General features: G+C 71.8%; 13 protein-coding genes. 5 read left to right on the top strand and 8 right to left on the bottom strand.

What is annotated here, in order from left to right:
• Positions 1-118: 118 nt before the first annotated feature.
• The 4 genes from fxsA to AC07DF_RS36920 form a co-directional block, all read right to left on the bottom strand.
• Entirely contained in the window at positions 119-694 is a 576-nt protein-coding gene (fxsA, locus tag AC07DF_RS36935; protein ID WP_478981160.1) for an FxsA family membrane protein, read from the bottom strand.
• Positions 695-771: 77 nt separating this feature from the next.
• The gene (locus tag AC07DF_RS36930; RefSeq protein ID WP_478981158.1) at positions 772-1,575 is read right to left on the bottom strand and encodes a polyprenol monophosphomannose synthase; all 804 of its coding nucleotides are present in this window, start codon (positions 1,573-1,575) and stop codon (positions 772-774) included.
• 532 nt (positions 1,576-2,107) lie between these two features.
• Positions 2,108-3,709 carry an amidohydrolase gene (locus AC07DF_RS36925; protein WP_478981156.1) on the bottom strand — a complete coding sequence of 534 codons (1,602 nt, stop codon included), beginning with the start codon at positions 3,707-3,709 and terminating at the stop codon, positions 2,108-2,110.
• A 66-nt stretch (positions 3,710-3,775) separates the two neighbouring features.
• Positions 3,776-4,216, bottom strand: a complete 441-nt coding sequence (locus tag AC07DF_RS36920; RefSeq protein WP_039932055.1) for an Lrp/AsnC family transcriptional regulator — start codon at positions 4,214-4,216, stop codon at positions 3,776-3,778.
• Between the two features lie 268 nt (positions 4,217-4,484).
• Here AC07DF_RS36920 and AC07DF_RS36915 point away from each other — a divergent pair, with 268 nt between their 5' ends.
• Together AC07DF_RS36915 and AC07DF_RS36910 are read left to right on the top strand one after the other, a co-directional pair.
• Positions 4,485-4,919 carry a hypothetical protein gene (locus AC07DF_RS36915; protein ID WP_478981154.1) on the top strand — a complete coding sequence of 145 codons (435 nt, stop codon included), beginning with the start codon at positions 4,485-4,487 and terminating at the stop codon, positions 4,917-4,919.
• Between the two features lie 207 nt (positions 4,920-5,126).
• Positions 5,127-5,375 carry a hypothetical protein gene (locus AC07DF_RS36910; RefSeq protein WP_370869173.1) on the top strand — a complete coding sequence of 83 codons (249 nt, stop codon included), beginning with the start codon at positions 5,127-5,129 and terminating at the stop codon, positions 5,373-5,375.
• On the opposite strand, the gene AC07DF_RS36905 is transcribed toward AC07DF_RS36910, so the two are convergent.
• Positions 5,338-6,510: an acyl-CoA dehydrogenase family protein gene (locus AC07DF_RS36905; RefSeq protein ID WP_478981151.1), complete on the bottom strand. Its 1,173-nt coding sequence runs from the start codon at positions 6,508-6,510 to the stop codon at positions 5,338-5,340. The genes AC07DF_RS36910 and AC07DF_RS36905 overlap by 38 nt on opposite strands.
• Before the next feature lie 331 nt (positions 6,511-6,841).
• Here AC07DF_RS36905 and AC07DF_RS36900 point away from each other — a divergent pair, with 331 nt between their 5' ends.
• On the top strand, positions 6,842-8,110 hold the full coding sequence (locus AC07DF_RS36900) for a glycoside hydrolase family 18 protein (protein WP_478981149.1): 1,269 nt from the start codon (positions 6,842-6,844) through the stop codon (positions 8,108-8,110).
• Positions 8,111-8,160: 50 nt separating this feature from the next.
• Here AC07DF_RS36900 and AC07DF_RS36895 read toward each other — a convergent pair whose 3' ends face one another.
• From AC07DF_RS36895 to AC07DF_RS36885, 3 genes are all read right to left on the bottom strand, one after another.
• Complete coding sequence (locus AC07DF_RS36895; protein ID WP_189726382.1) at positions 8,161-8,820, bottom strand: TetR/AcrR family transcriptional regulator; 660 nt, start codon at positions 8,818-8,820, stop codon at positions 8,161-8,163.
• A gap of 97 nt (positions 8,821-8,917) precedes the next feature.
• Positions 8,918-9,058: an SCO1431 family membrane protein gene (locus AC07DF_RS36890; RefSeq protein ID WP_469419648.1), complete on the bottom strand. Its 141-nt coding sequence runs from the start codon at positions 9,056-9,058 to the stop codon at positions 8,918-8,920.
• A 91-nt stretch (positions 9,059-9,149) separates the two neighbouring features.
• Complete coding sequence (locus AC07DF_RS36885; protein ID WP_478981146.1) at positions 9,150-10,529, bottom strand: peptidase C39 family protein; 1,380 nt, start codon at positions 10,527-10,529, stop codon at positions 9,150-9,152.
• A gap of 210 nt (positions 10,530-10,739) precedes the next feature.
• Here AC07DF_RS36885 and AC07DF_RS36880 point away from each other — a divergent pair, with 210 nt between their 5' ends.
• Both AC07DF_RS36880 and AC07DF_RS36875 read left to right on the top strand, forming a co-directional pair.
• Entirely contained in the window at positions 10,740-11,396 is a 657-nt protein-coding gene (locus tag AC07DF_RS36880) for a uridine kinase family protein (RefSeq protein ID WP_478981144.1), read from the top strand.
• 431 nt (positions 11,397-11,827) lie between these two features.
• Positions 11,828-13,690, top strand: a complete 1,863-nt coding sequence (locus tag AC07DF_RS36875) for an AAA family ATPase (RefSeq protein WP_478981255.1) — start codon at positions 11,828-11,830, stop codon at positions 13,688-13,690.
• The last annotated feature ends 85 nt before the right edge of the window (positions 13,691-13,775 follow it).

Here is a 13,775-nt window from a genome sequence, read left to right as displayed (position 1 = left end):
CCGCGGGCGCCGTACGTCACGTACGGCGCCCGCGGTTTTTGTCATGCTCGTCATGCTCGTGTACCTCGCGGGTGCCTGACGGCCGCCTGGAGCGTGGGTTTGACGGCCGCCCGGGCGCTCAGTGCGTCAACGGCGGGCGCGGCTCCGTCGGGGCGTCGCCCGGCTCGTCCCTGATGACCTCGCCCTGGACGACCTTGCCGTCGGGGCGGTACATACGGGCCTGCTGGAACGCCCCTCCCAGGGTGCCCGGGTCCGCCTCGCGGAGCTTGCGCTCGAAGGTGCGCTCGGCGGATCGGCTGACGGCCTTCTGGACCGGCGGCAGCAGCAGGAGCAGACCCACCGCGTCCGACACCAGACCGGGGATGATCAGCAGCAGACCGCCCAGCATCATCAGGCCGTTGCCCTCGCTGTTCGGCCGGGCCGACGCGGGCATCGCACCGCTCTGCTGCTGTTGCAGCGCCTCGGAGAGGTTCCGGAAGGCGCGCCGGCCGGCCCGCTTGATCACGACCGAGCCGAGGACGAGGCCCGCGAGCAGGACGAGGAAGACCACCAGCCCGCTGGACGCTCCCGCGACCACCGTGAGCAGCCAGATCTCCAGCACGAGCCAGGCGGCGAGACCCAACGGCAGGAACGTGCGCAGCCGGGAGCGCCGCGGCCGGGCAGGGGTACTGGGAGTCTGAGCGCCAGTCGTCATGCCTCCAGTGTGCCTGGACCCGGCTCAGTCCGGGATAAGGGCTGATCAGCCGCTCCCGTGAGCGCCGCGGAGGTCCGCTAGGGCCTGGCCGGCTTGCCGCCGCGCCCCGTGACCTTGCCGACCCGCTCTCCCACGCCCCACGCCGTGACCCGCCACAGCGCCTCGACCAGGATGTCGCGGCTCATCTTGGAGTCGCCGAGTTCGCGCTCGACGAAGGTGATCGGCACCTCGACGACGTGGTAGCCGGCCTTGACCGAGCGACGCGCGAGGTCGACCTGGAAGCAGTACCCCTGCGAGGCGACCTCTTCGAGGCCGAGGCCCTCCAGGGTCTCGCGGCGGAAGGCCCGGTAGCCGCCGGTGATGTCACGCAGCGGCAGATCGAGCGCGAGCCGGGAGTAGAGGCTGCCGCCCCGGGAGATCACCTCACGGGACTTCGGCCAGTTCACCACCCGGCCGCCGGGCACCCAGCGCGAGCCGAGCACCAGGTCGGCGCTCTTCAGGGCGGTGAGCAGACGGGGCAGTTCCTCGGGCTGGTGGGAGCCGTCGGCGTCCATCTCGATCAGCACGCCGTAGTCACGCTCCAGGCCCCAGCGGAAGCCCGCCAGATAGGCGGCGCCCAGGCCCTCCTTGCCCTTGCGGTGCAGCACGTGGACGTGGTCGTCGTCCACCGCCAGCTCGTCGGCCAGCTTGCCCGTGCCGTCCGGGCTGTTGTCGTCGGCCACGAGCACGTGCGCCTCGGGGACGGACTCGCGCACCCGGCCGACGATGCTCTTGATGTTCTCCGCCTCGTTGTAGGTCGGGATGATCACCAAGGCCGTGCCGAGCGGGCCGAACTTCCTCCCCTGGGCTCCTGCCGCGAGGGTCCCGTCGCCGTCGTTCACTGATGCCCCTTCAAGTCCGTACGCAGGGATCCACCATAGTGGGCCCGGCCTGCGATGACGCGACAGGACGTTCGAACAGTGGTGCCGAATCCGCAAGGCGCGGGTAAGAATGCGCTTTCGCGTGCGAGCGTACGGCGGAAGGGGGCCCGGCGCCCTTCGGGCCGACCTGGGACCCGCTGGCTGCGGATCGACCGAAAGCCGTTGTCTACTGAGCGTCCGGGCCCCTCCCGGGTCACACCTCCCCGACCGGCCGGAACGTTCCCTCGGCGCTGTGCCGGCCTGAGCCTGGCTCCCAGTGGCGGTGCCCGGTGCGGCACACCGTCCCTGACCCGGCGGCGCTGCGGCGAGTGCGCGGACGTTCCCGGTCGGGCGTCCGGTGGTGGACTCCGCCGAACCTACCGGCCACCCGCGGCCGCCTGTCAACAGCCGTTTGACCTGCGCTTCTCCCCACAAAGGCCTGGTCAGTGCGGAGGATGCGCAGGTCGCGCGCCGGGGGCGCGGCACAAGATCGCCTGCGCGCCACCCCCGTAGATCACTCGCCCGGCCGTACGAAGACCGTGCGTCCGCCCACCACGGTGCGCAGACAGACGGGCAGGTCGCGGCCGGGGGTCAGGTCGGGCAGCCCCGGGGTGCCGGAGCGGGGATCCGTCGACCAGCGGGCGACCCGGTCGTCCGGGGCCTGCACCACGAGCTCGCCGGTGTGCCACACCGCGTAGTCGGCGGGGGCGCCCGGCACCAGGACGCCCGCGTCGTCCCGCCCGACGGCCCGCCAGCCACCGCGCGTGTGCGCCGTGAACGCGGCGCGCACGGAGACCCGGTGCTCCGGCGTGCGGTGGAAGGCGGCGGCCCGGACCGTGCCCCACGGGTCGAGCGGGGTGACCGGGCTGTCGGAGCCGAAGGCGAGCGGGACACCGGCGCGCAGCAGGGCGGCGAAGGGGTTCAGCGCACGCGCCCGCCCGGCGCCCAGCCGCTGCGCGTACATGCCGTCCTCGCCGCCCCACAGGGCGTCGAAGGCGGGCTGCACGGAGGCGGTGAGGCCGAGTTCGGCGAGGGCCGCGATCGCCTCCGGGCTGAGCATCTCGGCGTGCTCGACGCGATGGCGGGCGGCGCGGACGCGGGCGAGGCCCAGCTCCCCGGCGGCGGTGCGCACGCCCTCGACCACGGCGTCCACCGCGGCGTCGCCGATGGCGTGGAAACCGGCCTGGAGACCCGCCTCGGTGCAGGCGACGACATGGGCGGCCACGGCGGCGGCGTCCAGATAGGCGTTGCCCGTGTGACCGGCGTCGGCGTACGGCTGGTGCAGACAGGCCGTGTGCGAGCCGAGGGCGCCGTCGACGAACAGGTCGCCCGCGGCGCCGATCGCGCCCAGCTCTCGCGCCTTGGCTACATCCCGCTCGGCCCAGTACCCGACGACGCGCGGCCCGGTTTCCCCGGCGGCGAGGCTCAGCAAGCCGGTGAAGTCGTCCTCGGAGGAGATCTCGGGGCCGGCGCACTCGTGGACCGTGCCGATGCCGAGCGACACGGCGTGCGCGAGCGCGGCGCGCTGTGCGTCGACGCGCTGCCGAGGCGTCACGGCCGCGAACGCCGCGGCCCGTACGGCGTGGTGGGCGTCGGCGGTGAGCGGTCCGTCCGCGCGGGCGGCGCCGGGAACCAGGTCGAGCAGGGCCGTGGTGACGACCGCCGAGTGGACGTCGATCCGGCTGAGGTAGAGGGGCCGGTGCCCGGCGGCCTCGTCGAGCTCCGCACGGGTCGGGGGACGGCCCCCGGGCCAGCGGGCGGCGTCCCAGCCGTGGCCGAGCAGGACGCGGTCGTCCGGGCGGGAGGCGGCGAAGTCCCGTACGAGGGCCAGGGCGGCCTCGAGCGTGGGAGCTGCGGACAGATCGAGGCCGGTGAGCGCGAGACCGGTGGCGGTGGTGTGCACATGCGCATCGGTGAACGCCGGGGTGACCAGCGCGCCGTCCAGGTCGAGGACCTCGTCGACCCCGTCCACGAAGGCGTCGGCGGCCCCCTCCGACCCCACCCAGGCGATCTGCCCCCGTTCCACGACCATGGCGGTGGCGAACGGATCGGCGGGGCTGTGCACTTCTCCACGGCGGAGCAGGACGGTCTTCGACGGGGCGCTGGACTCACTCATGGACAATAGTCTCGCGCCTGACCCCGATCACTCCGAACAAGGGTCGCCTTCCAAGCCCGGCGGCGATCAGATCCGCGGCGGCCGCGCCTCGTAGGGCGTGGACAGCACCACCGTCGTCCGCGTCGAGACCCCGGCCAACGACCGCACCCGGGCCAGCAGTTCCTCCAGCTCGTGCGGTGTCGCGACCCGCACCTTGAGGATGTAGTTCTCGTCGCCGGCGACGCTGTGGCACGCCTCGATCTCCGGCACCCCCGCGAGCCGCTCCGCGATGTCGTCGGGCGCGCTGGGGTCGAACGGTTTGACCGAGATGAACGCGGTCATGGGCAGCCCGACGGCCTCCGGGTCCACGACCGCGGCATAGCCGCGGATGACGCCGCGCTGTTCCAGCCGGCGCACCCGCTGGTGCACGGCCGACGTGGACAGGCCAGTGGCCTTGCCCAGGTCGGTGTAGCTCATCCGCCCGTCCTTGACGAGCAGCTGCACGATCTGTCGGTCCAGCTCCTCCATGGCGCAAGAACCTACAGTGCGGTTGATCTCCTCGGATACCTGAGCAGCCCAGGTCATGCCCGGTTCGTGATGTGGCCGGAAGCCGACGGTCAGCCGTGCGGGGGACAAATCCACCGCAGTGGGCACCTGCGTGCGGCATGTGACGAACGCCACAAGGCTCGAACAGTCTCCGTGATGTTCTCGTGATTACCGCCGAGAGGGGACGGGAAGTGCTTGCTGTGGTCGAGGCCGCAGTGCCGATACGGCCCAGTCCGAGGGGGAGAACCCAATGCAGAGTCTTAAGCGCCCTGGTCGCACCGCGCCCAAGCGGCCGCAGCTCGTCGTCGAGCCCGAGCCGGAGGGCGTCGAACCCGACACCTTCGACGACGAGCTCGACTCCTACGACACCTTCGAGATGTTCCGGGTCGTCTGCCCGGACTGCGCTCAGCCAATCGCGCTGCTGGCGGACGAAGAGGTTCTGCCGGAGCACGCGCTGTGCGCCTCGCCGTGGAACCCGTTCGGACTCACGGTCTGTGCCGGAACCGGCCGCAGGGCCACGGACGCCCGCCCCGCGGACGAGTCCGTGGATCCTCAGGAGCAGGACACCGCCCTGCTGTTGACGCTCCCTCAGGGGCTCGACTGGCGGACCCAGCCTTTCTCGCACGTCGGCGGCCCGGGCTCGCGCCCGATCAGGGTCCCCGTCATGCGCCGCCAAGCGGCCTGAGCGCGGGCCCTCCCGGCCCACTCGCTCCACCCCCATAGCTGCCCCGCACCACGGCTCTCAGGCTGCCGTGGTGCGGTTCAGTGTGTCCGGAACGGCAGGCGGCACGCCGTGATCCGCCCCGGAGGGGACACGGGACCGGACGCCCTTGAACGCACGCCCGATTCCGCTACCCGGTGACCTGTCCGGCCTCCGCCGCGTTGCCCTGGTATGACCCCCATCTCCTCAGCGACCGGGCGTCAGCGCCTCCTCTTCGTCCCGGCACCCGCAGAATCGGTTCGGCCGACCGCGCCGCGGTACCAGGACCCGCCGATCTACCGCGACTTGATGCGGACCTGGGCCGAGGGCGGCCGCACCCTGCCGGGCCGGCACGACCCGGAGTGGATGCGGCTCGCGGCGCCCTGGCGGGGCCTCGACCAGTTCAGCGTTCCTCTGGACCCACGAGATGGCGGGCGATGACCATCCGCTGGATCTGGTTGGTGCCCTCGACGATCTGCAGCACCTTGGCCTCGCGCATGTAGCGCTCGACCGCGAAATCCGCGGTGTAGCCGTAGCCGCCGAGGATCTGCACGGCGTCGGTGGTGACCCGCATCGCGGTGTCGGTGCAGTGCAGCTTGGCCATGGCCGCCTGCCGGGCGAACGGCCGGCCCGCGTCACGCAGCCGCGCCGCCGCGAGGTAGAGCGCACGGCCCGCCTCGATCTGCGTCGCCATGTCGGCGAGCATGAAGCGCAGTCCCTGGAAGTCGGCGATGGCCTTCCCGAACTGGCGCCTTTCGGCCGCGTACACCAGCGCCTCGTCGAGCGCCGCCTGCGCTACGCCGATCGCGCACGCCGCGATGCCGAGCCGCCCCGAGTCGAGCGCGGACAGGGCGATCGCGAAGCCCTGCCCCTCCTCGCCGATGCGCCGGTCGTCGGAGACCCGTACGCCGTCGAAGTGGACCTGGGCGGTGGGCGAGCCCTTCATGCCCATCTTCCGCTCGGGCGCCGCCGCGCTCACGCCCGGCGCGTCGCCGGGGACCAGGAAGGCGGTGATCCCGCGCGGGCCGTCCTCGCCGGTGCGCGCCATGACCGTGTAGAAGTCGGCGATCCCGCCGTGGGTGATCCAGGCCTTGGTGCCGGTGATCACCCAGTCGTCGCCGTCCCGCACCGCCTTGGTGCGCAGGGCCGCCGCGTCCGATCCGGAGTGCGGCTCGGAGAGGCAGTAGGCGCCGAGCATGCCGCCGCCGAGCATCCCGGGCAGGTGCTCGACCTGCTGCTCCTTGGCGCCGTAGGCGGCGAGCGCATAGGAGGACAGGGAGTGCACGCTGACGCCGAGACCGACCGTGAGCCGGGCCGCGGAGAGCTCTTCGAGGGCCTGGAGGTAGACCTCGTACGGCTGGTCGCCGCCGCCGTACTCGGACGCGTACGGCAGTCCGAGCAGACCGGAGTGCGAGAGCAGGGTGAACAGCTCACGCGGGAAGCGGCCGGCGTCCTCCTCCTCGGCCGCCTTCGGGATGATCTCCTGCCGCGCGATGTCGCGGACGAGTGAGATCAGCTCCCGGGCCTCCTCCGTGGGCAGTTGTCGGTCCACCGGCTGCGGGGCGCGGTCGGGCATGGCGACGCTCTCCTCCCTGTCGGGCACTGGCGGTCGGGCCCATGGGTGGGGGCGGCGCCGCCGGGTCGATCTGGTGCCTGGCCGATGCTTGCAGTCCCGGGTCTCGGAAGCTGCTGACCAGCGGCTGTGCGCTGTGAGTATGCCCGATCGGAGGCATGCAGTCACCAGTTAACGACCGCTTACTTCAGGTAATACCCGAGCACCTCATCCGGATCGAAATTGGTCCGCACCATTGACCGAACTGGTCTAGTCCTCCTACCGTTTCGCTTCACCGAGTCATCGCGTTCATGCCAATCGGCGCGCGTTCCCTCTCCCCACGAGGAGACACCGGATGCACACCCCCCACCGCTCCCGCTTCCGGGCCATCGTGTCCGCGGCCTGTTGCGCCGTCCTCGGCGCCGGTCTGCCGGCCGGCGCGGGCACCTCGACCGCCACCGCGGCGACCTCGGCTCAGGAGGCCGCCGCGGCGTCGAAGGCCGCACCCGCCCCCAGGGCCGCCGGGTCCAAGGTCATCGGGTACTTCACCGAATGGGGCACCTACGACCGCAAGTACTACGTCAAGAACATCGAGACGTCGGGCTCGGCGGCCAGGCTCACGCACATCAACTACGCGTTCGGCAACGTCACCGGCGGAAAGTGCGCGATGGGTGACGCCTACGCGGCCACCGACCGGGCCTTCACCGCCGCCGAGTCCGTCGACGGCAAGGCCGACACCTGGGACCAGCCGCTGCGCGGCAACTTCAACCAGCTGCGCAAGCTGAAGCAGAAGCACCCGAACCTCAAGATCCTGTGGTCCTTCGGCGGCTGGACCTGGTCGGGGGGCTTCGGCGAGGCCGCCCGGAACCCGGCCGCCTTCGCCCAGTCCTGCTACGACCTGGTCGAGAACTCCAAGTGGGCCGATGTCTTCGACGGCATCGACATCGACTGGGAGTACCCGAACGCCTGTGGCGCCACCTGCGACACCAGCGGCAAGGCGGCCTTCCGGAACCTGACGCAGGCCCTGCGGGCCAAGTTCGGATCCGGCAACCTCGTCACCGCGGCGATCACCGCCGACGCCACTGCGGGCGGCAAGATCGACGCGGCGGACTACACGGGCGCCGCCCGGTACGTCGACTGGTACAACCCGATGACGTACGACTTCTTCGGCGCCTGGGACGCCGCCGGCCCGACGGCCCCGCACTCCCCCCTGACCTCGTACTCCGGCATTCCGAAGGCGAACCTCCACACCTCGGCGACCATCGCGAAGCTCAAGGGCCTCGGCATCCCCGCCTCGAAGCTGCTGCTCGGCATCGGCTTCTACGGGCGCGGCTGGACGGGCGTCACCCAGTCGGCCCCCGGCGGCACCGCGACCGGCCCGGCGGCGGGCACGTACGAGCAGGGCATCGACGACTACAAGGTGCTCAGGACCAAGTGCCCGGCGACGGGGACGGTGGCCGGCACGGCCTACGCCAAGTGCGGGAACAACTGGTGGAGTTACGACACCCCGGCGACCATCGGGACCAAGATGACGTACAAGAACCAGCAGGGTCTGGGCGGCACGTTCTTCTGGGAGCTGAGCGGTGACACGGCGAACGGTGAGCTGATCAAGGCGATCAAGTAGGGCGGGGCGGCCGGGGGCGGAGGGGCCGTGACGGGGCCTCCGCCCCCGTCTCACGCGTCCTGGCGGGCGGCCGCCTGCGGGGCCGGGTAGGCGGGGTCCAGGTCCTCGATCGCGCGCAGGGCGCCGCCGAGCCCCTTCACCAGCAGCTCGCACATGGTCTCGCGGGGCAGTTCGGGGCGGTCGATCCATTCGAGGGTGGCTCCCTCGACGCTGCACACCCAGGCCAGCAGGCCCATCCGCGCCAGCGGTGTGATGTCGACGCGGCCGTACGCGCCCTCGGCGATGGTGGCGACGATCGCCTCGCGCACACCGTCCCGGATGGCGTGCACCTCGGTGTCGAAGCCGACACCACCGCTGACGATCGTGCGGTAGGCGGCCTGGTGGTGCTCGGCGTAGCGCAGATAGCTGTCGATCGTGCGCTGGACGCGGTCGACCGGGGGCAGTTCGAGTCCGCTCGCCGCCAGGGTGACCAGGTCGGTTACCGAGTCCTGGATGATGGCCAGGTAGTAGCCCCGCTTGGACTGGAAGTAGTAGTAGATGAGCCCCTTGGCGACATGAGCCTGCCGGGCGATGTCGTCCATCGAGAGGGCGTCGTAGGACGTGTCGGCGAACAACCTCCGGCCGATGGCGATGAGTTCGGCACGGCGCGCCAGCGAGCGCTCGGTGCCGCGGGCTCTGGGGCGCGCGGCAGGCTGTTGACTGATATTCAATTTCGACCCTGGTTCCAGGCGGGCGAGGCGGGACATCCGCAGTATGGCAGGTCGGAGGGCCGGGTCGTGGGTCAGGTCACATCGCTCCGGGCCGGGGTCACAGCAGCCCGAGCTGGGTCACGAGCATCGCGACGACCACGACGAGCGTCCAGCCCATGACATGCTCGGCGATCTTCGGCCCGTCGTCCTTGGGGCCGCCCGTGCGGACGCCGGCGGCGGTGGCTGAGTGTGCGGTCATGGCTTCTCACTGATCCGGTGGGGCGGGCGGACATCCCCCGAAGTTCCGCCCACCTTGCCACTCGGAGCGGCTTTTGTGACCGAGAGCTTGGTCACACACGTACGCCCACGGCGGTCAGCGCCCTGCGCTGGGCCGCGGTCGGGCGTGCCGGGAAGTACAGGTAGCAGACGCCGCCGGTGCCGGAGACGACCTTGCCGGAGGCGTTGTACCGCTTGGTCCGCAGCCAGATGTTCTCCCACTCGCGCCGCCGGTAGACGCGCCGCACGGCCTCGTTGCTCGCCGAGGCGGGGTCGTTCGCGATCACGTCGCCGCCGGCCGTGAAGCCGATGACGGTCATCAGGTGCCCGGCGGTGCCGTACCCGGCGCCGGTCAGTTCCTCCTTCAGGAAGGACTGGGACGTTATGGCCGGGATGCCCGCCGCGATCAGCGTCTCCAGGTCGGTGAGCGAGCCGAGCCGGGTGACCACGGCCTGGAGGTCCTTGAACGTGGCCGCGTAGGCGGCGTTGAACGGCCAGTTTCCGCAGCCCGCGTACTGGTAGTCGTAGGTGAACCGGGCCGCGTGGCACACCTGCGGATCGGCGAACGAGGGATCCACCCAGGCCAGCTGCTGCGGGGTGAGCCTGCCGCCCCAGTACTCGACGATCATCTGCGAGGAGGTCGGGCTGCACCAGGCCTCCCCGCCGTTGTCGTACTCGGGGTACTGACCCTTGTGGATCTCCTGCGAGTACCGCGGCACGGCCAGTTCCTTCGCGAGGCCGGGCGCGGACGCCGGAACGGTGAACCGGTCGGGGACGTCGGAACCCATGGCGCCGAGCCGCCACACGGTGGGCGTGGCCTTGCCGCCCGGCTTGCGGTACAGGGTCAGACGCAGGCGGTAGGAGGCCAGGCGCAGACCGGTCGCCGGGTCGTCGACGGCCAGCGTGTCCGTCCAGACGGTGCTCTTGCCGTCGCTCTGGTCGTCGACCGAGGTGCGCCGGATGTCCTGGTCGCCCGCCGCCCAGCGGCCCATCACGTACCAGGGGCTGCTGGTGCCGTCGGTGTAGGTGCCCTTGAGCTCGGCCTGGATCCAGGTGCCGGCCGGGGTGCGCGCGTTCCAGGAGACGATCGCCTCCGTCGCGGGGACGGCGAGCCGGTGGACGGGGGACGTCCAGGTGCCGTACTCCCAGGAGGCGGTGGTGCCGGTGTGCGGGTCCCGGTAGTCGGCGGTTCCGGCGGGCTTCGCGATCACCAGACCCGGGCGGGCGCCCGCGACCGCGCGGGTGCCCCGGGCGGTGCCGCCGCGCCAGTCGTCGTACGAGGTCCAGGCCCGGTTGTCCACGGTGCGGGCCGGGACCGCCCGGGCGGGGTCTGCGGTGTCGGTCGTCATGGGGATCCCGGTCTCGGCGGCCGCCGACCCCGCGCTCGCGGTGACGGCGGCGGCGACCGCGGCGGCCAGGACGGTTCTGCGGGACGGCTGTTCGGCTCTGCTCATGGCGGGGACCCCCGGATGTCGGAGTCGGGCAGGGGCGGGGCAGGTCCGTTGCACGGTCGGTCGCACATGCGTGTGCGCCACATATGAGCACAGCCCGCCGGGTCCTGCCAGCACTTCGACCCGCGCCACGCCCACCAATATTGGCGTCGACCAGTGGCGGGGGGCGTGGGACGCGTGGTCACTCCCCAGGTCGTTAGAGTGCTGCGCGAGATGAATCCGTCCTTCCGCCCCGCACCGGGACCCGCCGTCCGTGACCTGGCCTCCCGGATCCGCCGCCTCTCCCCCTCCTGCGGCCCGGTCCGCCTGGTCGGCGTCGACGGGCACGCCGGATCCGGAAAGACCACGTTCGCCGAGCAGTTGGCCGGGGCGCTCGGCGGCGCGCCGGTGCTGCGCCTCGACGACATCGCCAGCCACGACGAACTGTTCGACTGGACCGGACGGCTGCTGGACCAGGTGATCGAGCCGCTGGCCGGCGGCCGGACCGCGCACTACGCCCCCTACGACTGGCGGGCCCAGCTCTTCGGCCCTCGCCACCCCCTGCCGCCCGCACCGGTGGTCCTCGTCGAGGGCGTCGGCGCGGGACGCCGGGCGCTGCGCCCCCATCTGGCCCTGCTGCTGTGGATGGAGCTGCCGCGCGAGGAGGCCTGGGCTCGGGGACGGTCGCGGGACGGGGAGGAACAGCGGGAGTTCTGGGACGGATGGGTCCCGGCGGAGCGCCGGCATTTCGCCGACGATCCCTCTCGGCCCTTCGCCGATCTCCTGGTACGGCAGGGAGAGAAGGGGTACGAGGTGTTTCCGGGGCCTGCCGGGACTGCTGGACCGGACCAGTTCCTCACGCACGGTGACGGACCGCCCGCAGTGTGCTGAACTTGTGAATGCGCTTGCGGTGGAACTTGCCGGAGTGCTTCAACTCGGCTTGACCGGTGGGCCGTACAGGACTTACGTTCTGAATGTGCGGCCATTCGGAGCCGCCCACAGACGCGAAGCCCCCGGTTGTTCCCCCGTGATCGGGGGCTTCGTTCTGTCTTCTTCCGTATTTCCGGGCCCGCGAGGCGCCGAACGCTCACACTCGGTCACCGTGCGCGAGTGCGCCGCATCCGCTCCCACCTCGCCGAACGGCCCGTGCGGCACCCTTCGGGGGCGCCGCCCCCGCGGGTACGATGCCCTCGTCGCGACCTACGGACGGTTGCTCCGCGCACCTCGCAACTCCGGTCCGTGGCACAGCGGTTCGAGCAGGGCAGCCGGCCGGGGGGACGGCTCGTTGGCAACCGACGGGGGCACGGTTCGTGGGGGACGTGATGGACTTCGGCACGCAGGGCCCGCAGGCCCCGGCCGACCTCGCCTGGCTGCGAGGCGTCGATGCCTACACCATGGGCGCCTATCCGCAGGCGGAGGAGGAGTTCCGCGCCGCCGTGCGGATGGACCCCCAGATGGCCGACGGCTGGCTCGGGCTGCACGCGCTGCGCGTCGACACGACGACCGCGCTGCTCAGGATGTTCCGGCACCGGGACCGCTTCGGGGAGCAGCGCTCCCGCTACCGCCGCACCCTCAACTCCTGGTACTGGCTGGGCTGGTGGGTGCAGCCCGTGCTGGAGAGCCCTCGCGACCTGCTGCTCGCGCACGCCTCCCACTGGCTGGACGGCCGGCACGTCCCCGAGCTGGACCGGGCCCTGGCCGGGCTGCCGCCGGTGGACACCGACGCCCAGGTCCGCTTCCTGCACGCCTGCCGGGCCTATCTGGTCAAGGACTGGGAACAGCTGGTCCGCCACACCGACCCGCTCCTCGACGACCCGATGCTCGGCATCGAGGCGGGACTGTTCGGCGGCATGGCCCGGGTCCGTCTGGAGATGTACGGCCAGGCCGAACCGCTGCTGTCCGCCGCGCTGATGCGCTGCCGCAGTGAGCAGCCCCAGCGCAAGGAGCTGCGCTACTGGCTCGCCCGGGCGCACGAGGGCACCGGCCGCAGCGCCGCCGCGCTGCCCCTGTACCGGGCCGTGCACCGCGTCGACCCCGCCTTCATGGACACCTCGGCCCGGCTCGCCGCGATCGCCGAGGGCGACGGCTACGACGACTCCACCGACCTCGCGGCGATCACGCTCCCGGGCCTCGGCCAGGACGCCGTGGACGGGCCGGACGGATTCGATCCGCTCTTCGGCACCGAGGGCCGCGACCTGAGGCTGCCCGACCTCGAGCCGCCGGGCTCCGCTCCCCTGCCGCCGGTGCCGGACCCGGCCGTGCGCGAGAGGTTCTCCCCGGGACCGTCCCTGCCCGCCGGGCCCACCGATCCCGCGTTACTGGAGGAGGCACTCGCCGAGCTGGAGCGCATGGTCGGTCTGGAGCCGGTGAAGCGCCAGGTCAAAGCGCTGTCGGCGCAGTTGAACATGGCCCGGCTGCGGGCCGGGCAGGGCCTGCCGGTCCAGCCGCCCAAGCGGCACTTCGTCTTCTCCGGCCCCTCCGGCACCGGCAAGACCACCGTCGCCCGCATCCTCGGCCGCGTCTTCTACGCCCTCGGGCTGCTCGGCGGCGACCATCTCGTGGAGGCCCAGCGGGCCGACCTGGTCGGTGAATACCTCGGGCAGACGGCCGTGAAGGCCAACGAACTGATCGACTCGGCGCTCGGCGGCGTCCTCTTCGTCGACGAGGCGTACTCGCTGTCCAACTCGGGCTACGGCAAGGGAGACGCGTACGGCGACGAGGCGCTCCAGGTGCTGCTGAAGCGGGCGGAGGACAACCGCGACCATCTCGTGGTGATCCTGGCCGGCTACCCGGAGGGCATGGACCGCCTGCTCGCCGCGAACCCCGGGCTGTCCTCCCGCTTCACCACCCGCGTCGACTTCCCCTCCTACCGTCCCCTCGAACTCACCGAGATCGGCAAGGTGCTCGCGGCGGAGAACGGCGACCTGTGGGACGAGGAGGCCCTCGACGAGCTCCGGTCCATCGCCGGGCACGTGGTGGACCAGGGGTGGATCGACGAACTGGGCAACGGGCGGTTCCTGCGGACGCTGTACGAGAAGAGCTGTGCGTACCGGGACCTGCGGTTGTCCGTGTATCCCGGGGTGCTGGGCAGGGACGATCTGGCGACGTTGCGGTTGCCGGATCTGATGCAGGCGTACGGGGAGGTCTTGTCGGGGCGGGGGCCGCAGGATCCGTCGGCTATGTGAGTTCATCGGCCGCGGGCCGGTGGGGGCTGGTCGCGCAGTTCCCCGCGCCCCTGAGTGGGTGTCGTGAAGGCCGGTCGAGCTGTGC

This window comes from Streptomyces sp. NPDC044719 (assembly GCF_056433405.1).
This window is presented reverse-complemented; position numbering and strand designations above follow the sequence as displayed.

Excerpts from the sequence above, each read along its gene's own strand:
- AC07DF_RS36890 (WP_469419648.1), bottom strand. The coding sequence starts at position 9,058 with ATGACCGCACACTCAGCCACCGCCGCCGGCGTCCGCACGGGCGGCCCC.
- AC07DF_RS36910 (WP_370869173.1), top strand. The coding sequence starts at position 5,127 with ATGACCCCCATCTCCTCAGCGACCGGGCGTCAGCGCCTCCTCTTCGTC.
- AC07DF_RS36875 (WP_478981255.1), top strand. The coding sequence starts at position 11,828 with ATGGACTTCGGCACGCAGGGCCCGCAGGCCCCGGCCGACCTCGCCTGG.
- AC07DF_RS36920 (WP_039932055.1), bottom strand. The coding sequence starts at position 4,216 with ATGGAGGAGCTGGACCGACAGATCGTGCAGCTGCTCGTCAAGGACGGG.
- AC07DF_RS36880 (WP_478981144.1), top strand. The coding sequence starts at position 10,740 with ATGAATCCGTCCTTCCGCCCCGCACCGGGACCCGCCGTCCGTGACCTG.
- AC07DF_RS36905 (WP_478981151.1), bottom strand. The coding sequence starts at position 6,510 with ATGCCCGACCGCGCCCCGCAGCCGGTGGACCGACAACTGCCCACGGAG.
- AC07DF_RS36900 (WP_478981149.1), top strand. The coding sequence starts at position 6,842 with ATGCACACCCCCCACCGCTCCCGCTTCCGGGCCATCGTGTCCGCGGCC.
- AC07DF_RS36925 (WP_478981156.1), bottom strand. The coding sequence starts at position 3,709 with ATGAGTGAGTCCAGCGCCCCGTCGAAGACCGTCCTGCTCCGCCGTGGA.
- fxsA (WP_478981160.1), bottom strand. The coding sequence starts at position 694 with ATGACGACTGGCGCTCAGACTCCCAGTACCCCTGCCCGGCCGCGGCGC.
- AC07DF_RS36885 (WP_478981146.1), bottom strand. The coding sequence starts at position 10,529 with ATGAGCAGAGCCGAACAGCCGTCCCGCAGAACCGTCCTGGCCGCCGCG.
- AC07DF_RS36915 (WP_478981154.1), top strand. The coding sequence starts at position 4,485 with ATGCAGAGTCTTAAGCGCCCTGGTCGCACCGCGCCCAAGCGGCCGCAG.